This window comes from Micromonospora sonneratiae, assembly GCF_042679305.1.
GTDB classification, from domain to species: domain Bacteria; phylum Actinomycetota; class Actinomycetes; order Mycobacteriales; family Micromonosporaceae; genus Micromonospora_H; species Micromonospora_H sonneratiae.
The window spans coordinates 444514-466785 of sequence record NZ_JBHTMP010000001.1 but is presented as its reverse complement, the minus strand read 5'-3'; the positions used below and the strand labels follow the sequence as shown (position 1 = coordinate 466785).

Here is a 22272-nt window from a genome sequence, read left to right as displayed (position 1 = left end):
CATCCGAACAACCGAATCGGGTTGGATGGGCGGGCAGAACCTATCGCGATGCTGCCGCAGCTGGGTACAAACGGCGTACAGAGCCTGCATAGTCCGCCGCCTCGGTCACAGCGATCCACCGTTGTCGGTGCCCATCTTCACGACCATGAAGACGGGGATGCGGCCAGCAGATCCCGCAGCCGATCGGCCCGCGCATTCGCGCCGGCCACCTGGTATGCGGTGACAGCCGCAGCGACCGTCTCCGCCGCCTCGTCGGCGTTGGTGGCGGCCAGGCACCGGGCGAGCGCTGCCAACGCATCCGCCTCGACCATCCGGAAGTCGTGCGCCGTCGCCAGCTCACGGGCCTCCGCCGCGCAGCTACGGGCCTGCCCGTACGCCCTCAGGTCCAGGTGCACACCGGCCAGTCCCACCTGCGCGCGTGCGGCGAAGTAGGGATAGCCGTTCTGGCGTGCCATGTCCAGCGCCTGTCCCAGGACGCGCAACGCCTCAGCAATGTCGCCGTCGAGCCGGCGGGCCTCACCCATCGTGCACAGCAGCGCCGCCTGCGCCCGCTGATCCCGGACGATCACCGCGAGGTCGTAGCCCTGCTCGGCGGTGCTCAGCGCCCGTGCCGCGTCGGCGCGCTGCGCGTACAGCTGACTCAGCTCATCCAGGGTGGACAGCTCGCCGTGCATGTTGGAGCGGCGCCGGTAGCCGGCCAGGGCGGCGGTCAGATGCTCCTCGGCCGCGTGCTCCTGACCCAGCTGACGCAGCACCATGCCGAGGTTGCCCCGGGTGGACAACACCGACGCCGTCCGACCGGTGACCTCGTTGATCCGCAGGGCTTCGCGGAGGCACTCCGCCGCCTCGGCCAGCTGGCCCTGATCGGCGTACATGGCACCGAGCCCGTTGAGGGCCAGGGCCCGTACCGCCGCCAGTTCGCTACGGTCGCCACACAACCGCAGCGCTTCCCGATATCCACGTTCCGCCTCGTCCAGGAGGCCCTGCTCGGCCTGCACCACGCCGATGTTGTGCCACAGGTACGGAGCCGCCGCCGGCCAGTCCGAGTCGTGGGACAGCCGCTCGCCCGCCCGGTAGTCGGCGAGCGCCTGCGCGTGCCGGCCCAGCGCCCACATCGCCTGCCCCCGACTGAGCAGCATCGCCGCTCGGCCGGCCCGGTCGTCTGCGGCGGTCGCGGCCCGCAGCCCCGCTTCGGCGGTACGCAGCCAGCGGTCGACGTGCCGGCGGACGAGGAAGTAGCCGCGCAGCTGATCGGCCAGCAGCCAGCTCGGCTGCGGTCGAACACTCACCGCCGCGCGTTCGACCAGTGCCACCAGCGCCCCAACCTCCGCGTCCAACCAGCGCAGGGCCACCTCCTGGTCGGCGAAGGGCGCGTCGCCCGAGCTGGTGACCAGCCGTACCATGCCCGGGTAGAGGGCCTCGACCGCCTCCGTGGCCATCCGCAGCGACCAGGAGTACAGCCGGTCCCGGGCGGCCTCGACGTCGGCCGGGTCCTCCTCGCCCAGCAGTCGTGCCGCGTACTGCCCGAGCAGGTCGTGGAAGCGGAAACGCTCGGCGCTGTACTGGAGCAGCATGTTGGCGTCCAGTAGCTCGCCGAGCACCAGGTCAGCCTCTATTGGGTCGACGCCCAGCAGTTCCGCGGTGGCTTCGACGCCGAAGTCGGCCCCGGGATGCAGCGCACACAGGCGAAATGCCCGCCGGACCGGCTCACTCAGATCCTGGTAGCTGAGCTGGAAGCTGGCCAGCACACTGGTGTCGCCCACGCTGAGCTGGGTCAACCGCTGGTTCTCGTCGCGTAGCCGGTAGGCCAGCTCCGCCGTGGTCCAGGCCGGGCGGCTGGCCAGCCTGCCAGCGGCGATGCGCAGTGCGAGCGGCAGCTGCCCGCAGGCGGCCGCCAACTCGCGGGCAGACTCCAGATCGGCTGACACCCGGCCCGCGCCCACGGTCGAGTCCATCAGCCGGACGGCTTCCCCGGTGGACAGTGTCGCCAGGTCGACGACCAGCCCGGGAGACAGGTCGGGCAGCCGGCGTCGGCTCGTGACCAGCACATCACTGCGGCCCGGACCCGGCAGGAGGGCCCGGACCTGCGCCGCGTCGCGGGCGTTGTCCAGCACCAGCAGCATCCGGCGATCGGCCAGGACGCTGCGCAGCAGTGCCCCGGCCTCCTCCTCGTCGAATCCCACCCGGCCCGCCGGCACCCCGAGCGCACGCAGGAAGCGGCCCAGCACCTCCATCGGCCGTACCGGCCCGCTGGTACCGCTGCGCAGGTCGACGTACAGCTGACCATCCGGATACCCACTCCGCAGCCGGTGCGCGACGGTCAGGGCCAGCGCTGTCTTGCCCATCCCGGCCGAACCACTGATGAGGACCACCCGCATCGACCCTGAGCCGGGACGGGCCAGTTCCACGCTGATCCGCTCCAGTTCCCGCTCCCGACCGACGAAATCGGGCGGACCGGCCGGTACCTGCCACACCGGGGTCGTCCCGGAACCCGGCTCGGTGGTGGGTGACCACTGCTGCCGCAGCACAGCGTCGTACGCGTGACGAAGCTGCGGCCCCGGATCGACACCGAGCTGCTCGATCAGTGCCCGACGAAGGCGGTCGTACGTGACCAGGGCCTCGGCCTGCCGTCCAGACGCCGCAGCCACCATGATCAGTTCAGCGTGCACCGGTTCGTGCAGCGTCAGCCGCTCGGCCAACTCCCGCAGCAGTGGCAACACCTGCTCGTACTCGCCCAACTGGCGGGCGAGCGCGGAGGCCTGGCACAGCAGCGTCGCGTACCGCTCGAACAGGGCCGTGACCGGCGGGCTGCCCCGTAGCTGTTCCACATCGGTCTCGCCGCGCCACAACCGGGCCGCCGCGAGGAGCTGCCCGAGCGCCTGTACGGGATCAGCCGCAGCGCTTACGGCCGAAGCCAGCTCGCGGAAACGCAGCAGGTCGAGACGGTCGGCATCAAGTGCCAGCCGGTATCCGTTGCCGGCTGCGACCAGGACCCGGGCGCCCTCCTCGCCCCACAGGCGACGCAGACGGCCGACATGGCTGTGCAGCACGTTCAGGGCCGACGGCGGGCGCTCGTCCCAGAGCAGGTCCATCAGCTCCTCCCGCCCCACCACCTCGCCTGCGGCCAGCGCCAGCCGGGCCAGCAGACAACGATGCTTCGCCGAACCGAGCCGCAGTTCGACCCCACCGCGTCGGAGCAACAGTGGCCCGAGCACCGACACGGTCAGGGGCCCGGCGTCGGCCGGACGCGCGGGCTGTCCCCGCCCCGGCCGTGCCGCCTGCACGACCGGTGCGGCCCGCTGCAACAGTGCGGCGCTGTCTGCACCCGCCGCGCCGAGACAACGGACGAGAGCGTGCAGGGTGGCGGTCCGGGGCACCCGCGTACGCCCCTGCTCCAGGTCGCGGATCACCGCGATACTGACGTCGGCGGACGTTGCCAGGTCCCGCTGGGTAAGGCCGAGCTGCTCGCGCAGGCGACGCAGCAGCGCCGACAGGGGCTCGGGCGCGTCGCTTGCCTCGTGACCAGCCGGGTCGGACACCGGATCGATGTCTGTACCAGGTTGGGAGGAACTTGGCACCGGCCGATGCTACAAGCCCGGCCCGGGCGCCGGGAAGCCTCTGTCCGCAGGCCGAGACGGCCATTGGTTGCACGCAGCGGCCCGGGTGCCGTCCCCCGGACCATCGGCCGGCACCGATGCTGACGGCGGTCCGGCTCGGTGGTTTGACGGTACGCTGATCTATACGGCGCACAGCTGTGTGTCCCGCGTACCGCTGCGGAGTGGTCACCGGCGCGAAAGGCGATCGTTGTTCCATGCGGTTCAACCTGCTCGGCACGTTGACCGTCGAAAGTGGCGTCGGCCAGGCGGTGCCGCTCGGCTCCAGGAAGCAGCGCCAACTGCTGGCGATGCTGCTGCTCTGGCCCAACGAGACCGTCGGGTCGGCGCAGTTGGTCGCGGCGCTGTGGGGTGACGAGGCGCCGGCTTCAGCCTCGGCCAACCTACGCACCTACGTGTTCGGCCTTCGCCGTCTGCTCGACGTTCCCGACACGCCGCCGCGGATCGTCGCCGGTGCGGGCGGATACCTGCTGCGGGTGGGGCAGCAGGAGCGCGACGTGGATCGGTTCGATGCTGCCGCTGCCCGGGGGAGGGCCTGCCTGGCCGCCGGAGACGCTGCGGCGGCGCAGGCCGAGTTGACCGTGGCGGTCAGCATGTGGCGCGGTGGACCGCTGGCCGACGTGCCGCTCGCCCCGCCGGCAGCGGGTCGCGTCGCCGCGCTGACCGAGCGATACCTGCTGGCCGAGGAGGACCTGGCGGAGGTGACGCTACGGTTGGGCGATCCCGCTGACGCGGTGCGGCGGCTGCGCGTACTGCTGGAGCGCCATCCACTGCGCCAACGCGCGTGGGAGCAGCTGATGCTGGGTCTGCACCGCCTGGGCGACATTGCCGGCGCGCTGAACGCGTTCCACACCGCCCGCCGGATGCTGGCCGAGCAGACCGGCCTGGACCCGGGGCCACGGTTGCGCCGGCTGCACGACGACATCCTGCACCAACGCGATCTGGGTGGCCCGGCGACGATGGCCCCCGGGTCGACCGGCTCCACCGTCCACGATCTGCCGCCGGCGGTGGAGCCCTTCGTCGGACGTACAGCTGAGATCGCGACCGTGCGGGCGGACCTGGAAGCGGGGATCGGGGCAGTCGTCGCGTTGCACGGGCCGGGCGGGGTCGGCAAGTCCGCGCTCGCGGTGCACCTGGCCCACCTGAGCGCCCCGCGCTTCCCCGATGGGGTGTTCTACCTGGACCTGCGTGGCGCTGAACCGGATCCGGCACCGGCGCGACCGGTCGACGCCATCGGCCGCCTGCTGCGGGCGTTCAGCGTGCCCGGCGGTGTGGTGCCCATGGACGAGACCGAGGCGAGCGCTGCCTACCGTCGGTACACCGCCGGACGGCGGATCCTGGTCATCCTCGACAACGCACACACCGCCGCCCAGGTTGCCGCGCTGCTGCCGGTGGGCCCGACCAGCGCCGCCATCATCACCAGCCGCCGTCACCTGGCCACCCTGCCCCGCGGACGGCACCTGCCGATCGATGTGCTGCCCACCGCCGACGCGATCGACCTACTCGGTCGGGCCGGTGCGGGCGGACGTGTCGGTGCCGAGCCTGCCGCCGCCGACCGCCTTGCCCTGCTGTGCGGCCACCTTCCGCTGGCGCTACGAGTCGCCGCGGCCCGGTTGGCCAGCCGACCCGGCTGGTCGTTGGCGGCCTTCGCTGACCGGCTCGCCGATCCCGCCCGCCGCCTGGACGAGCTGTCCTATGACGACCTCGGGGTCCGACGTACGTTGCGCATGGCCTACGAGGCGCTGTCCGAGGGCGACGCACACGAACGCCTGTGCGCCGGCGCGTTCCGGCTCATCGGTGACGTGCCGCTGACCGTGGTCAGCGTCGGTGCGGTCGCCGCCCTACTCGGCCGGGGGACCGGGGAGGCACACCCGGTGGTGGAGACCCTCGCCGACCAGCGGCTGCTGGAGCCGCGCCAGCCGGGCCGGTACGAGATGCATGACCTCCTGCGCCTCCTCGCGGGCGAGCAGGCGCAGATGCACGAGAGCCCGGCCGAGCGCACCGCCGCGCTCCAGCGACTGGTCGAGACCTACATCGTGGCTGCCGAGCGTGCCACCGCCCTGGCCAACGCCGGCTGGACCCCGACCGACGCGCTGCCCGAACCGATCGGACCGTGGCAGACCTGGCCGGAGAGTGCGGTGGAGGTGAGCGGCTGGTTGGACACCGAACACCTCAACATCGTGGCGGCGGTGACCCGCGCCAGCGACATCGGTGGTGAGCCGGCCCGCCTGGCGGTGAACCTGGCCTGGCTCAGCTACCCGCTGTTCTGGCGCGGCGGCTACCCCGCCGAGGCGCTTGCCCTGATCGATCGCAGCCTGGCCCTGACCGCAGCGCTTGCGCTCGACACCGAGTACGCGGTGAGCCTCTACTACCGGGCGAAGCTGCGCCAGGCCGACGGCGACCCGGCCGGGGCTCAGGCGGATCTGCTGGCCGGCGCGGAGGTCGCCGAAGGTTTGCAGGACCACCTACGCCTGTCGGCCTACCTCGACGCGCTGGGCAACCTGCACTACCTGACCGGCGAGCCGGTTCAGGCGCTGCGCTGCCACGAGCGGGCCCTGACACTGCGACGACAGCACGGGACACCACTCCACCTGGGCGGCAGCCTGAGCAACATGGCCGACGCGCAGTTCGATGCCGGACAGCCGGAGCAGGCACTGGCCGGCACACGCGAGGCGCTGCGTATCGCGCGTCGTATCGGTGCCACCGGCCTGGAGGGGGCTGCCCTGGCCATGTTGGGTCAGCTGGAATGCCGGGCCGGTGACCATGCCGCCGCCGAGCGGACGCTGACCGAGGCCATGGCGCGTACCGCCGCCACCGGTGACCTACCCACCCAGTGCGAAGCCACGCTGGCTCGGTGCGCCGCCCGGCTGGCCGGTGGGCGGCCGGGACAGGCGCTCGACGACGCCGTCTCGGCCCGCGACCTCGCCAGCCGGATCGGTGATCGTTACCTGCGGGCTGTCGCCGCCCGGGCGATGGCGGTGGCCACCACGGCTGCGGGGGATGCGCCGGCCGGTCGCCGGCTGGCCGCCGAGGCGGGGGCGGACCTACGACGGCTACGGGGTTACCACTCGCCGATGTACGCCAGCTTCTTCGGCCGATGACCCCGCACAAGTGGTACGGGCGTCCGTGGGCGGCCGGCCCACGAACGCCCGTACCGGAGTCCCGGGTCAGTCGGAGACAGACTCCTCGGGCAGCACGTGCCGGAAGAAGGCCGGACGCTCGCCCGAGCCTGCGCTGCGCTGTACGCCGTCGGCGCCGGCCATCCAGGAGAGCGGTTCCTGAACGGTGTACAGCCGTAGGGTGCCGCCGGGAGTACGGGTGAGGTAGGCGACGTTCGGACCGTTGGAGTTGGTGAAACTGAACGCGGTCGGGTCGGTGGCGTAGGTCTCGAACGCGTCCTGGGCCGGAATCCAGTTACCCCAGGTGCCGCTGCCCTGTGCGGTCTCGGCAGCGTAGTGGATGTAGCCGTCGGTACCGCGTACGTAGACCCCGATGCGGCCGGTTACCGGGCTCAGCAACGCGCTCGGCGTACCCGCTGGAACGGTGCCCGATCCGCCGACCTCCGCCCACACCCCGGTGAAGGTGCCATCAGTGCGGCGTTCGGTGGCGGCGATCCGGCCCTCGGCGTTGCGGGCGAAGATCCGCAGCCGGTAGCCGGGCATCACCACCACGGCCGGTGTTCCGGTGAAGCCGCTGCCGCCGAGGCTGGTCCACGTTCCCAGTGTTCCGGCCGTGTACCGGGCCGCCTGCAACGTGCCGGCGCTGTCCGCGACCACGACCAGAGCGCTCGCGTCGGCCAGCGGTACCGCTACCGGAGTGCCGGTCAGGCCGCTGCCACCGAGCTTGCGCCAGGCCAGCAGGTCAGCGTGTACCGGGTCCTGCCGTCGGGCCCACAGGGCGCCGCCGGCGTCAACCGCGAACACGACCTCACGTTGGTCGGACAGGCGCACCACGGCAGGGCTGGAGGCCATTCGACCGCCCAGATCGGTCCAGTTGCTCCAACCGGGGCTGCCGGCGGTGGACTGGGTCCGGGTCCAGACATCGCTGTTGATGTTGCGGCTGGTGATCCGTACCAGGTTCTGGGTGTTCTCGGAGAGTGCCGGAACCCCGCTGAACCCCTCGCTGCCGGAGATCGCGGTCAGTTGCAGTGAGCTGAAGTTGTCCGGGCTCATCCGTCCGTGTAGCAACCGGCCGATGTTGTCGGTGTGCGCAAGCTCGATGCTGTTCGAGGTGGCCTGCGTCACGGCCGCCGGCGCGTACTGGGCCACCGGCACCGATGGCCGGGCCGGCACGTGCGACACGGACAGCGTGCAGCCGTTGGTGATGGCCGCCACGTTGCTGAAGTTCTGCCAACCGGAAGTGCCGATGGTCCGCCGCAGGATCACCCAGGTGCTGTTGTCCTCGCGGAAGCGGTACTGCGCCAGGATCCCGCTGGCTTCGATGCCGAAGAGGGTGTCGCCGCCGACCGAGAACAGGCCCTTGCTGAACGCGTTCCACCCCGTACCGAGCTGCAGTTGGTAGTCGATCCATCGCTGGCTGTCCGCGTCGTAACGGTAGCGGAAGAGCCGGCCGTCGGTGGCGTCCCGGGCGTACAACACACCCTGGCCGGCGGCGACGATGAGGTTGAACCGACCCCAGCCGGTGTCGAGCAGACGGCTGAAGAAGGTCCACGTGCCGGCCGCCTCGTCGTACCGGTAGGTCCGCAGCCTGCCCTCAGCGTCCACGGCGTAGAAGTCGCCCCGCTCGTCGACCGTGATCTTGTCGCGGGCGGTGGCCGTCGCAAACTGGGTGAAGCCGGTGCTGATTCGCCGAGCAGCGCTGCCGTTGACCATCTCCCAGCCGCTGCTCGTCCAGCGGTAGCGGTACAGTCCGCTGGCGTTGATGCCGTAGACCCGGCCCCCCGGACCACCGATGACCCGGCCGTAGGTCTGCCAGCCGTTGCCGATCTGGCTGCGGGTCGACCAGGTGGCGCTCGTGCTGCCGGGCGTGTTGAGCGGGTAACGCCAGAGCTTACCGCCGCTGTCCGCAGCGAAGACCGACGTCGAGGCGGCACAGCTCACCGTGTCGGCGGCTGACGCTGGCGCCGCCTGCGCCATCGCCAGCAACGTCGCGGCCAGCGCCACGACCTGCGTAGCGGCCAGCCGCCCGCGCCATTGTGACCGTTCCATGACATGCCTTTCACTAAGTCGACGTTGCGGGTCGTCGCCGGTTGCCCATCGGCGATGATGGCAGCAATCCGGTGACAACTGTCCAATACGGGGAACTGGCAGTGCCGGCGTCGCTGACGGCCAGCAGATCCCACTTCCCACAACCGACGTGGCCACCGACCGAAGGTCGGTACGCACCCGAGCTTGATGTGGATCGCACGTGCACCCCTTCCATGTCGCGCCGTCATGGCGTCAGGGTGACGCTAACCAGTACCGGTGGGACACCGGTGACACCGCACTTCCCGTACTCCGCCCGTACCCCGGACGGTCGGTGCCGCCGACGCCACGGTTCGACGGCACCGCCCCACTGGGCACTGACGGTGCTGGTGCCCACCAGTCACGCGCTACACCGGCGGAGCCGGCAGGGTGTGTGCGGCGAAGACCCGGCCCGCGATCGACGCAAGGTCGAGACGGGCCAGTCCGGCCAACGCCGCCGGGGCCGACAGGTCCCGCCCGGCCGCCGCAGCCAGGGCCGTCACCGGTTGCCGCTCGTAGACGCGGCTGGCGTTGTTGGCGTTACGGAACAGGATCAACCAGGTCTGCCCCGCGCTGTTCGTCACCGGCACGATCGTGGGATCAGTCGCCGCCGACTCGAACAGGTCCGGGATCGCCGCGGACCAGCCGGTGAAGACACCCGTACCCTGCGCCGTCTCCCACGCCAGCATCACCGAACCCGAGGGGCTGCGGGTGACCACCGCCGTACGACCCAGCACCGGATCCAGCACCGCCGCCGGTGCGCCCGCCGACACGTACGAGCCCAACGACGTCCACTCCGACGGGAACGTCCCCGCCGCGTCCTGGTACTTCGTCATGATGGTGCCGTCGAGGGACTGCACGAAGACCCGGGCCCGGTAGCCGGGGTAGACCACGACCGCCGGCGTGCCGGTGCCGGTGCCGCCCAGGTCGGTCCAGGCGGAGAGGGTGCCGTCGACGTACTCCGCCGTCGTCACCGTGCCGGAGGCGGTACGCAGGAACAGCCGCACGCCGGTGCGGGTCGCCGCGACGACCGGGGTGCCGACGAAGTCCTGATCAGTCAGGGTCCGCCAACCGGGGATGGTTCCGGTCTGCTGGTAGACCCACAGCTTGCCGTCGGCGTCGACGGCGAAAACGGCCATCGTCCCGGACGGCAGTCGGGTCACCGCCGGGGCGGCGGCCATCGAACCGCCGAAGTCCGCCCAGGCGCTCCACGTCGCGGAACCCACCGCCGTCTGCGTACGCGCCCACACGTCCGAATCCGAGTAGTGTGCGGCCACCTGCACCCGGCCGTCACCCAGCACCCCCAGGCTCGGCCGGCCCGAGAACGCCTCGTTACCGGAGAGCACGGTCCACTGCACCGAACCGAAGTTGTCCACATCGGTCTGGTGCCCGACCAGGACCCGGCCGATGTTGTCCGTGTACGCGTACTCGACCATGCCCAGCGACGCGCCCGCCACCGGACCGGCCTGCACACCCACCGAGGCCGCGTACGACTGCACCGGCACCGCCGGGATCGGGTCGGTGAAGTATCCCTGGATGTCCACGATGATGCGGGCAGAGCCACCCAGGGTGTTCTTGATGCGGATCTGACCGTCGGTCCCCGGCTTGACGATCACCAGCCCGGCTGCGGTGTACGGCTTGCGTACGTGCACCTGACCGACGTTGGGCTCGGCACCACCGGTCGGCCACACCTTGATGCCGCCGGTGGCGCCCGCTCCGGCAACCGTCACGTTGAGCGCCACCCCGGCGATCGCCCGGGTCGGCATCCCGAGCTTGCCGGTCACCTGCACGTCGACCACGCCGCCGTTGGCGATGGCGCTTCCGCTGTCGTAGAGCCGGGTTGCCGCGAGGTGGCGGAAGCCGGCCCCCTGGGTGGGGCTGTCGGTGACGTAGCCGTACGGCGCGACGATCAGGTCGACGGCGGCACCGCTGCGGTTGGTGAACGTGACCTGGCCCGCCGAGGAGAGCGGCAGCGAGACGAGGTGCGAGTGGTGCCCGGTCTCCTCGAAGTTGAGCGCCGAGTTCGCCGGGTTGCCAGCGCCGGCCGGCATCACACCCAGCCAGCCGGGTGCGGTCACGTTGACGGCGGCCACGTTGGCCAGCACAGCCGTGGCCGTTGCCGGGACCACACCACCGGTCAGGGTCACCGTACGGGTGCCGTTCGCGGGGATCTTCGCCTTGGTGGTTCCGGTGCCGTCGCGGGTGTCGACCAACTTGTTCTGCGACACCGGAACGAATCCGCCGCCGCCCCCGACGGTGGAACGGAAGTAGCCCTGTGCGGTGGCGATGACGTGGACGTTGCCGACGTCGTTGCGGACGGCGATGCGGCCGTTGCTGCCCGGCTGCACGACAGCGGTGTTGGAGACCTGCTCGCCGACGAAGCTGTTGAGCATCGAGACCCCGTTCGGGGTGGTGCCGTCGGGGTAGGCCCGCAGGTAGGTGTTACCGGTGCCGTCCGTCGTCACCAGTCGGATCAGGACCGCGCTGACCCCGGAGGAGGGAACGCCGCCGACACCCAGGACGGGGAACGTCACCACGCCGCCGGCCCCGACGACGCCGGTGCGCCCGCCAAGTCCGGTACGGGTGTCGAGCAGTGCGCCGCCGCTGGGCAGCGGTACGTAGTCACCGCCCAGCCCGGCGGCGTCCGCGGCGGCCGGCGACGGGCGTGAGACGGCCACGCCCAGCGCCGCCACCAGCAGCATCAGCACGGTCAGCAGCCGCACCGGCCGCATTCGGTACGTGCCTTCGGTAAACACGTCACTTCCTTCGTGTGGTGGTCGAGTTGGTGTTGGTGCCTGTGATCGGCATTCCTGGACCGGCCACCGGACGGTCCAGGAATGCGCGCCGGCCACTGCGTATGCCTGGACCGGCCGGTTGTCAGAAGCCGGGTGGGAGCCAGAGATCGAGGACATCGGCGAACTCGTCCGCCTGCCCAATGACGCTCTTGGGTAGCTCTGCCCGCTTCCCCCGGTCTTCGAGCACCCTCTTCAGTTCCTCCATGCGGTCGTCGTTCTGCCGTTGCAGGGTGCCGTTGCGCAGGGCGGAACCGTTGTCGTCCAGCTTCGAGTCGCCGCAGTTGCACCTGCCGGGGGGCCGCTTGCCGGTCAGCGATTCGGGCAGGACGGTCGGACCGTGGACCGGGCAGCCGGCGTCGGTGTTGTGCACCAGCAGGTCCAACCCGCCGGCAAGCACGTAGAAGGTGTGGGTGGTGTCGACGGTGAGGTTGTAGACCCGCGTCCGCTCCGTCCGCTCGCGGGTGGCCAGCACGGTCCCGGTTCCCCCGGTGGAAGCCTGCAACTGCTGGCCGACGGCCAGGTCACCGGCGTCGACCCAGGTGTTCCGCTCAGGCGACCAGAACGGGTGGCCCTCGGTGGCGGTGACCGTGGCGCTGGCCGACCCGCCGGGCCCGTCGGTGTCCACCTCGACCTCGACCAGCTCCTTCTGACCCTCACCGACGATGACGGCGGTGACCGCGAAGGCTCCGGTGCGGCCGGTGGTGGGATCGGTGGAGAGCACCTTCTCGCCCACCCTGACCTTGCTGATCGGTTTGGTCGAACCGTCGGCCATCCGGACCAGCGTGTCGCCGGTGAAGCTGTTGCCCGTGGCGCAGGAGGCGATGTCGGCGGCGTCGTCCACCCGCCTGGTGGTGACCAGCCGAGAGCCGCCCCGCACGACGTCGACGACCTCATCACCGTGCTTGGCGGCCATGCTCGCCACCCGTGCCGCGCGGATCGCGCCACCACCGGCACCACCTAGGGCGAAACCGGCGACGGTCGCCGCGGTCCAGGCACAGGCCTCCAGGTCACCCTTGCTCACGCAGTCGACCAGGTCGGTGACGCCGACCGCCTCGGCGGCGAGGCTCAGCGCGTCCTTCACGTACGGCGCCGCCGCCTTGGCGAAGTCCACCACCGCCTCGGTCGCCTTGGAGATCTCCTCGACGACCGCGCCGGCTGCCTGGACGGCCGCCTGGTAGAGGACCTTCGTCGCCTGGACCGTGTCGGCGACCACGTCCCGGACGGTGGCGACCACTGCCGCCGGGATGTGTGCGGCGGCCGACACCACCGTCTTGATGGTCGACACGACCGGCTTCAGCGCGGCGGCCACCGCCTTGATCGGGTTGTGCTTGGCCACGTACTCGATGGCCCGCCGCGCGGTCTCGGTGACCTTCCGCTTCATCTCGTGGAGCACCTGCCGGGCCTGCTCAGCCTTCTGCCTGGCCCAGCTCACGCCCGCCGAGACAGCGCCGGTCACCGTCTTCCAGGCGCGGGATGCCTTGTCGGCCACCCAGGCACCTGCGGCCCTGAGCTTCTGACCGACCCAGGTGACGGCCGTGCGGGCCTTGTTGTAGAGCCACTTGGCGCCGTTGGAGATCGCGGTGGCCACCTTCTTGATTCCGGAGCCGATCCAGCTGGCCACCCGCTTCACCCCGGACCAGACGTAGCTCGCCCCCGCCTTCAAGCCGTTCCAGGCGTTGGAGGCGACCTTCTTCACTCCGTTCCAGGCGTTGGAGGCGACCTTCTTCACTCCGGACCAGGCATTGGAGGCGGTCTTCTTGACCTTGTTGACCACGGACTTGCACCAACCGCACGACGGCCAGTACCCGTCCGGATCGATGTGCGCCAGCGGGTCGCCCGCCGCGTAGGTGTACCGGTTGGCCAGGATCGCGTCGCCGGTGCTGTAGTTGACCGTGTCGCGGGAGACGAACGTGCCGGTGCCGGGCTCGTACCAGCGTGCGCCCATGTCGACCTGGCCGGTGGTCGGGTCGGTCCAGTCCCCCTGGAAGCCCAGGTCACCCGTGTCGCCCTCGGCGGCGACGACCTGGCCGAAGGGGTCGTACGCCTTCGAGTCGGCGAGTTCGGCCAGCGTCGTGTCGGTGGGGTCGATGCCCGCCACCACGTCGCCGTGCCCGTCGGTGAGGGCCAGCAGTTGCTCGTTGCCCTCGCCGACGGCGACGACCTCACCGGTCGGCCCCCGGGAGTAGCGGCCGGTACCGTCGGTGACGACGTCGTCGGTCATACCCGCGTATCCGAACGAGGCCGTGCCCCGGGACGCCACCCGGTTCAGCGCGTCGTACGTGTAGCTCACCGAGCCGGCGGTGGTGAGCCGGTCGAACGCGTCGAAGGCGTACCGCTCGGTCAGGCCGGAGCTGGTCCGTGAGGCGAGCGTGCCCCGCGCGGTGTAGGTGTAGGTGTAGTCCGAGTCGGACAGCAGGCGGTTGCGCTCGTCGTAGCTGGCCGTCTTCGCGCCGGCCCGGATCCGGTTGCCGGAGGCGTCCCAGGCGTACGCCACCGTCCCCTGCGGGCCCGACCACGAGACCAGGCGCCCGGCCAGGTCGTAGGCGTAGGTGTGGTTACCGGCCCCGGCCGTTCCGGCCGTGGTCTTGCCGACCAGCTTGTCGTCAACGTCGTAGGTGTAGCTGATGGAGCTGACCGACTGCCCGGTCGAGTTGCGGGTGACGTCGCTGGTGAGACGCGCGAGGTTGTCGTAGCCGAAGGTACGGGTGCGACCGGAGCCGTAGTCGATGCTGGTTGGCTGCCCGGCGGCGTCGTAGGTGTAGGTCTGGGTGACGCCGGTGATGCCGTCGCGGATCGCGGTCAGCCGCCGCTTGGTGTACGTGTAGGTCGAACTGCCGGCGGTGTCGGTCCGGTTGGTCAGCTGACCGTCGGCGTCGTAGCTGAAGCTGGCGGAGCCGGCCCGACCGGTGGCGTTGAGCAGGTTGCCCCGGTCGTCGTAACGGTACGTGTCGGTGCCGACCGGTGCGGTGGCCTGGACCAGCCGGCCGGCCAGGTCGTAGCCGAGGGTCCGCTCCGGGGTGCCGGCGCCACTGCCGGTCTCGCCGGTCAGCCGGCCCGCCGCGTCGTAGCTGCGGAGCCGGGTCACGCCACCGGGCGAGGTGAGCTTGGCCGGCTGTCCGGCGATGTTGTACGCCACCGTCCAGGTACGGTCGGCCGCGTTGGGGTGCGCGGCGGTGGCCGGCTCGATCTGCGACTCCAGCAGCCCCCAGCTGTTGTACGTGGAGATGGTGCGGTTGCCCCGGCCGTCGGTGTACCGGGTGGGGTTACCGGCCACGTCGTAACCGAAGCTGGTGGTGATCGAGGAGTTGGCGGTGGCCGGCTCCACCTGCCGGACCAGGCGGCCGAGGGTGTCGTACTCGTAGCTGGTGGTGACACCGCCGGGGCTGACCGCCGAGGTCAGGTTGCCGGCCGCGTCGTAGCCGTAGGTCTGGGTACGTAGGACCGAGCCGTCCGCCGCGAGATCCGACTCGGCGGTGATCAGCCCGAGCAGGTCGTAGTCGATCCGCTCGGTGCGGCCCAACGCGTCGCTGACGCGCACCTGCCGGCCGGCGTAGTCGTAGCCGTAGCTGGTGGCCACCCCGGCGGGGTCGGTCACCCGGGTGAGCTGGCCGAACGTGTCGTACACGTTGGTGGTGGTGGCACCGCTGGGCGACACGACCGACGTGACGTTGCCACCGTCGTCGTAGCGGTACCGGGTGGTGAGCGTACGGGCGGTCGGGTACCGCTCCAGCACCGTCGCGGTCACCTGCCGGTCGAGGTCGTCGTAGGTCGCCTCGATCCGGCTGCCGGTGGGGCTGGTCGTCGACAGCAGCTGACCGGTACGGGTGTAGGTGTACCGGGTCACCGCCCGGTCCGCGACACCGGTCGGCTCGTCCCGGCTGACCAGGCGGCCTAACTGGTCATAGGAGTAGCGGGTGGAGTTGCCCCGCGCGTCGACGGTCTCCACCACGTTGCCCGCCGCGTCGTAGCGGGTCGTGGTGTTCGGTTGCAGCGCGGTCAGCCCAGCCGGCGGCCAGTACGTCGGAGCCGTACGGCCGACCTGTCGACCCAGCCGGTTGTAGGTGTAGCTGGTGACGTTGCCCCGGGCGTCGGCGAGGTGCACCGTCTCGTCGAAGGTGTTGTAGCCGGTGACGGTGGTCGGCGTGACCGTGGTCGGCGCGCCACCGTTCTCCTCGGCGGCCACCGGCGGGGCGGTCACCCTGATCTGGCGCCCCAACTCGTCGTAGTCGTACCGAATCGTCCGACCGAGCGGGTCGGTGGCGGAGGTCAGCAGCCCACGCTGGTCGTAGGTGCTGGTGGTGACCCGGCTGACCGTGCCGGCGACGACCGTCTGGCGGACCGGGTTGCCGCTGTCGTCGTAGGCGTAGTCGACCTGCTCCGGGGTGGTGGCCAGGGTCCACGGCACGTTCGACGCCCGGCCGGTACGCGTCATCCGGGTCACGTTGCCCATCGCGTCGTACGTGTACGACGTGGTCAGTGCGGCGGCACCCGGGTTGACCACGACGGTGGCGACGTTGCCCGCCCGGGTGTACGTCTGCTGGGTGACCGCGGTGCCGTTGGCGGCGGCCTGCCGGGTGCGGTTACCGGCCCCGTCGTACGTGTTCTCCTCCACCACGTAGTCGCGCGTGCTGCCGTCCGGGTTGCGGAAGTTCTTCAGCACAATGCGGTGCAGTTGGTCGTCGCCGTAGTACTGGTACTCCAGCCGTCGGCCCATCGCGTCGGTGTCGCTGACCATCCGGCCGGCGTAGTCGTACGTGTAGGTGTGCAGCACCAGGTAGTCGCCGGTGGTCGGGCCCTCGTCCCCGGTGTACGCGCGCAGCCGGACCTCGGCCAACGTGTTCCGCGCGGTGTACGCGTAGTCGTACCGGTTGCCGTTGGCGTCCACGACGCTGGTCTCGTTGCCGAACCGGTCGTAGTTCTTGACGGTCTCGTTGCCCTCCGCATCCGTGACCTTGACCGGCCGGTTGTGCTGGTCGTACTCCCACGAGGTGGTGCGGGTGGCATCGTCGCCGCGTACGTCGTCGACCTCGATCCGGATCACGTTGCCGTCCACGTCGTAGGTCGTCGTGGAGTGCTTCTGGTGTGCCTGGCCGGTCACCGCGTCCGTGGTGGCTGGTTCGGTGGTGCTGACCGGCCGCGACAAGGCGTCGTAGGTCTGGCTGGTGACCACACCGGTCGGGTGGGCGTCGGACGTTTCCGTGGTGGTGAGCACACGGCCGAGCGCGTCGTAGGTGTAGCTGGTGACCATCCCCGACGGTTGCGTGACCCGGTACAGGTCGCCGTTCTGGTAGTAGGCGTAGCGCGTGATCCTGCCGCGGGCGTCGGTGGTGGTCAGCAACAGGCCGGCCGGCACGTTGCCACCGCCGTACGCTGCCTCACCACCGGTGGTGTAGGTGTGGCTGACCGTGCTGCCGTCCGGGTTGACCTGGGTGGCCAGCTCACCGAACGAGGTGTACGTGTAGGTGGTGCGGTAGGTGTTGTCGGTGGCGTTGGCCGAGCGTCCGTCCCGTGACTCGGTCGGCAGGTCGTTACGCGGGTCGAACGGGTCGGTCACGGTTCCCGGATAGGTCGTGTAGCTGGTGTGGCAGACGCCGGCCGCGCGACAGGTCCGCTTCGAGACCACATTCCCGCGCTGGTCGTGGGTCATCCGTACGGCGTCGCCGTTCTCGTTCGTGACCACGGTCTGGTTGCCGCGATCGTCGTACTCGAACGTGCGGATCGCCATTCCCTCGAGCGGATGCCGGACGAACACCGGTCCGCCCGCATCACCCGGGATGACGGTGCAGAACGACGGGTCGCCCGGGTCGGGGGCGGAGCACACCTCGGTCGGCGGCGTGGGCGTCGGCGTCGGCGTGGGCGACCCGGGCCGGTCCTCTTCCCGGGTCTCCAGGCCGAGCGGGGTGCCCGAACGCAGCAGCTGACCGGTGAGCCCGTCGTACTCGTACAGGTGCGGCCGGTTCGCCGGGTCCAACACCTGCACGCTGCGGCGCAGGTCGGTGTCACCGCCGTACACCAGCGGGGCACCGATGGTCCAGGCCCCGCCGTGCCGGTCGGTGTGCCTGGTGACCCGGTCGGCTGCGGTGTCGTACGTGAACTGCGCGGCGATCTTGCCACTGGGCAGGGTCACCGTCGTCAACTGGTTGGCGCCGGCGGCGTACTGGTAGTGCGCGGCGACCGCTGCCTGGCCCAGCGGGTGGGAGTAGACGGCCACCTCGTCGATCGCACCGGTGAAGTACCGACGCGCCGTCGTACCCCAGCCCGGCCAGGATGCCGGTGTGGTCGCGTACGCCGCGCCGAGCTGGTTGAAGGTGAGCAGCGAGTGCTCGACCGTCGTGCCGGTACGCTCGGCCACCCTGGCCCCGTCGAGGTAGAGCGTCTGGACCCCGCCCATCACCGACAGCACCGCGTGGTGCCAGCGCCCGTCGTTCACGGCGGCGGTCGAGGTCAGCGGGGCGATCGTGGGGCCACCGAACTGCCCACGCAGCAGGCCGTCGGTGCCCACGTACAGCACCGGCACCCCGGTGGTGGATGCGTCGCCGAGCGTCTTGTCCTGGTAGCCGAGCAGCGGACCGCCGCTGCCGGTGATGCTGGCCTTGAACCAGAGTTCGACCGCGCCGTCGCGTGACTTCTTCACCGTGCCCTTGGGCAACTCGACCACGGAGGAGGTGCCGTTGAAGCTTGCTGCGGTGTTGCCGGTGCCGGTCAGCGCACCCGCCGTGCCCAGGGTCACGCCCGCATAGGTGCCGGCGTCCTTGCCCAGGTTGACGGCGACCTCGCTGCCGACGGCGGTACCCTGCGCCTCGCCCAGCCGCCAGTACGACTCCGGCTTGGCGTCGAGCACGCCGGTGCGGTAGTGCGAGCCGGCCGCGTAGCTGTACCGGGTACACGCGCCACCGGGGGCGCAGACCGAGGTGAGCAGGTCACCGCTGTAGGTGTAGGTCCAGGTCGGTGCGGTGCCGTTGACCGCGTCCGCGGCGACGCTGGCCACCTGCGCGCCGGACCAGGTGAAGGTCAGCGACCGGCCGGCGGTGTTGGTCTGGCTGTTGGCGACGCGGGCCCGGGCCAGCTTCCCGTCGGTGGTGCTGTAGGTGAGCACGATCGACCGGTGCGCGGCATCCGTGATCTTCGTCAGTCGGCCGGTGGAGGAGAACTGGTAGGCCATCCGCGCCTTGTCGACCAGCGTCCAGATGGTGCCGTTCCAGGTCAGCGACGCGGTACGGCCGGACGGGGCGGCGAAGGTGCCGTCCGGGTTCCTCCCGAAGCGCACCTGCTGCCCGTCCGGGTAGGTGACCAGCATGTTGCCGGAGCCGTCCGCGTCGGCGACGACCCGCATGTCGTAGCGGGTCGACCAGCCGGCACCGAACGCGCCGTCGCGCCGCGGGTCGAGGCTGTTGTAGGTGCGGACCAGGTTCAGCTCGGGGCCGACCGTGGTGACCGTGGCATCCATGGCGGTGGTGGAGACGTTGCCGGTCTGGGCGTCGAACTCACGGTCGTTCGCAGCCGTCGTAGCGCCTGCGATCCGCGAGGTGATCTCCGGCTGCGGTACGGCGGTGAGCAGCGTCGAAGACGGCGAAGAGACCTCGTTGCCACCGTCCTTGACGATCACCCGCCACTGGTAGGTCCTGCTCCAGTACAACCGGCCGGCCGGCACGGTCCAGGCGGTCCTGGCCTGGAAGCCCGAGTCGAAGCACCCGGTGGTGCCGCCGGAGGCCGTCTGCTCGCACACCTCGAACTTGTAGGAAAGCGACGATCCCGGGGGCGCGTCGATGTCCAACGCACGTGCCCACAGTTGCGGGGCCAGCGTCGACGCGGCGTAGCCGTTCGGCGGGTAGAGCTCCTGCACGACCGGCGGGATGTCGGTGACCTCCAGCACCATCCGCGCGGGTGGTACCTGGTGGTCGGTGAAGACCGCGCCGCCGGTACGCACCATGGTGAAGTCCAGGAAGTACCGCCCCGGCGGCAGGGCCTTGATGGTCGCGTCGAGGGTCACCTTGGCGCCGCGGGCCACCGGGGCGGTCAGGTTGGCCGCGCGCTGCTGGGTGACCGCCGCGCCGGTCCGCGCGTTGTAGGCACGGTAGGCCAGGTAGTAGCTGCCCACCGCCCATGCCTCGGCGCTGCGGTTGGTCACCGTCACGGCGACCCGACCGTCCTGGTTCTGCAGCACCGGCGGGTTGGGCACCGGCTTCGGGATGTGGTACGACGCGTTGTACGGGCTGTGCGTCACGTACAGCTTCGGCGGGTTGGCCGTCGCGGGACCGGTGAACCGCTTGCCGCTGAGCGGATCGGTCGAGGCCCGCAGCGACAGACCATGGTTGGCCTGCTCCCCGTTGACCCACCGCTGCACCAGGGTGGCTCCGGCAGCGCCCAGGTCGAGTGCCTCGGCAGCGGTCGGGCAGGCCGATCGGTCCGCACCGAACTCGACGTAGCCGTACGCGAACGACTTGCTGGCCAGTGCCGCGCCGACGGCCGGGCCGGGGTAGGAGTAGCCGGTGCCGGCCGACCAGGCAGCCGTCACCGGGTGTACGGTCACCTCCCGTGGTCGACAGGAGTCGGAGTCGTAGTTGACCACCTGCAGTTGCGCGCCGTAGATGGTGTGGTAGCGCAGCCGATCCACCAGGCCACCGAACCTGAGGTACGACGCGGCGTTGGCGCCGTCCACCGTACCGACCCGCAACTCGCTGCCGCCCGAGGCGGAACCGGAGCCGTGTACGTACATGGCCGAGTCGGCCGCGCCGTTGTCGACCGGCAGTTGAACCGTCGGATCCAGGCGCACCGGGTAGACGCGGGCCGGATCACGCAGCCACCTGTCGTCCACGGACACCCGCAGTGTCGGCCTACCGCCGACAGCAAGCAACTGGTAGGTGACAGCCGTCGAGGTCGCCGGAACGGGTGCGGCGTCGACAACGTAGCCCGGTGGGAAGACGGCCCGCACCGTGCCGGTGGCGTCGGTCAGCACCACCGTGTTGTCGCGCACCGCCGCAGTGAGCCCTTCGAGGCGTAGTGGGAAGTCGTACGTTCTCGGCACGTCGGCGGAGCGCAGTACCAGCGTCTCCTTCAGCGCCCCGGGGCGCGACTCCAACTCGAGGTCCACGTCGGGCAGCACGCCACGGTAGGTGACCAGCGCGCCATCGGCCCGTCCCGGTACCGGCGCAGCGCCGGCCAACGCGTACGACACGGCCTGACCGTCGGCGATGGCGAAGTGCGCCAGGGCCGGGGCGTCGGCCCGTGCGGCGAGCCGGACCTGCATTGCGTCGGCCGTGTTGCGCCAGCCGGAAGTGGGGTCGGCGGTCAGCCTCGGGTCGATCGGTGCCCAGCCGCCGCTGGCGGTCCGGTAGTTGATCGGTGCGGTGGAGAAGACGGTGGTCTGGGTGCCGTCGGCGTTGGCGTAGACCTGTCGATGGGCATCGCGCTGTTGAGTCAACTCCTGGCTACTGGTCGGCTGGTAACCGCGCAGCCGCGCCGCCGGTGGCTGCTGTTGGGAAGCGGTGTTGGCCGGAACGGTCGGCTGCTGTGGCAGCGAGTGCTGCGGATAGCGCGACCGTTGGGAGGCGGGGATCGTCGTGTTCACACGCTGGTTCGAAGTACTGCCGTCGCCCGGTGCGCCATCCCACCGCTGTCGCGGCGCGGCCGTGTTCGCCCCGCTGGCACCGTCGCCGCCCCGGGACGTTCCGGCCGACGTGGCCGGGCTCGTGTTCGGCGGCTTCGGCAGACCTTCCACTCCGGACGTCGCGACGATGAACGCCAGCGTTGCTGCCAGTGCGGTAGCCAACAGCGGACGCGGTGACCGTCGCGGTGGCCGCAGGCTGCGTAGCAGATCCGAGGTCTGGTTACCCGATGCGCTCAGTTCGCTGTCATGCATCGCAAACCTCCGTGGCACACAAGTCGTTCTCCCGCACCGCGGCTCGCGATGCCGACAGATGCATATCGCGATGCAACGCGGTGATCGCCAGCTATATGAACTTGTTATCCACATCGGTGTTCAACCGCTGCCCGCGTACAGCTGAACTGCCGGCAACCGGCAACCGGCAACCGGCAACCGGCAATCGGCAATCGGCAACCGGCGCCGCTTCCGCGGGTCCCGGGTGAACTGGCTGTCACCGATGCAGGTGGCCGGCGAACGGGCGCTGGTACCCAGGGGAGGACGCCGGCCGACCGGTGGACGTGCCTACGGGGGCGGTTTGTCTTGGCCCCGTCGGCCCGGTCTATCCCCGCCGGGATGGCTCCGCGCCACTGCCTGCACGTCACACAAATGACGACATGCAGGCGACCAATTCGTCTCCTAAGGTCATGCCCACGGGTGGGAAATATGCTCACCTGGTCGGCCGGATTCGGAAGGGGACGACGATGACGTCGAAGAGAACCGGAAGCGGGAGGCTCGGAACGGCTGCGAAGAAGGTCGCGGTCAGCGTGGCTATGACGATGGGAGTGACCCTGGGATCCGTGGCCCTGGTCGCCACGCCGGCCCACGCTCTGCCAACCAACTGTTCGGGGATCACTTTCCCGAACAATTTCACGGCCTGGAAATGCACGTCAGGCACCGGCACCTACCGGACCTGGGCGAAGTGTTTGAACCTTCCGACGAATACCTACGTCTATCGGTATGGTCAATGGGTGGGCATCAACAAGTTTTCCTCCGTGACCTGTATCCGTAGCAGTACACGGGCGGAGGTTGTTGCTGCC

At 70.5% G+C, this 22272-nt stretch carries 6 protein-coding genes; 1 reads left to right on the top strand and 5 read right to left on the bottom strand.

The genetic code is table 11. The features are described 5' to 3' along the window. Nucleotides 1–137 precede the first annotated feature (137 nt). The gene (locus tag ACFQ4H_RS01850) at nt 138–3578 is read right to left on the bottom strand and encodes a BTAD domain-containing putative transcriptional regulator (protein WP_377566191.1); all 3441 of its coding nucleotides are present in this window, start codon (nt 3576–3578) and stop codon (nt 138–140) included. 233 nt (nt 3579–3811) lie between these two features. On the opposite strand from ACFQ4H_RS01850, the gene ACFQ4H_RS01845 reads away from it, so the two are divergent. Next, nucleotides 3812–6715, top strand: a complete 2904-nt coding sequence (locus tag ACFQ4H_RS01845) for an AfsR/SARP family transcriptional regulator (protein ID WP_377566189.1) — start codon at nt 3812–3814, stop codon at nt 6713–6715. Between the two features lie 66 nt (nt 6716–6781). Here the strand turns inward: ACFQ4H_RS01845 and ACFQ4H_RS01840 are convergent, their stop codons facing one another. From ACFQ4H_RS01840 to ACFQ4H_RS01825, 4 genes are all read right to left on the bottom strand, one after another. Beyond that, nucleotides 6782–8782, bottom strand: coding sequence for a tachylectin-related carbohydrate-binding protein (locus tag ACFQ4H_RS01840; protein ID WP_377566187.1), 2001 nt, complete (start codon nt 8780–8782; stop codon nt 6782–6784). A gap of 223 nt (nt 8783–9005) precedes the next feature. Next, the gene (locus ACFQ4H_RS01835) at nt 9006–9155 is read right to left on the bottom strand and encodes a hypothetical protein (RefSeq protein ID WP_377566185.1); all 150 of its coding nucleotides are present in this window, start codon (nt 9153–9155) and stop codon (nt 9006–9008) included. A gap of 10 nt (nt 9156–9165) precedes the next feature. Then, the gene (locus ACFQ4H_RS01830; protein ID WP_377566183.1) at nt 9166–11553 is read right to left on the bottom strand and encodes a PLL family lectin; all 2388 of its coding nucleotides are present in this window, start codon (nt 11551–11553) and stop codon (nt 9166–9168) included. A 121-nt stretch (nt 11554–11674) separates the two neighbouring features. Continuing rightward, nucleotides 11675–21451: a polymorphic toxin-type HINT domain-containing protein gene (locus tag ACFQ4H_RS01825; protein WP_377566181.1), complete on the bottom strand. Its 9777-nt coding sequence runs from the start codon at nt 21449–21451 to the stop codon at nt 11675–11677. Nucleotides 21452–22272: the final 821 nt, after the last annotated feature.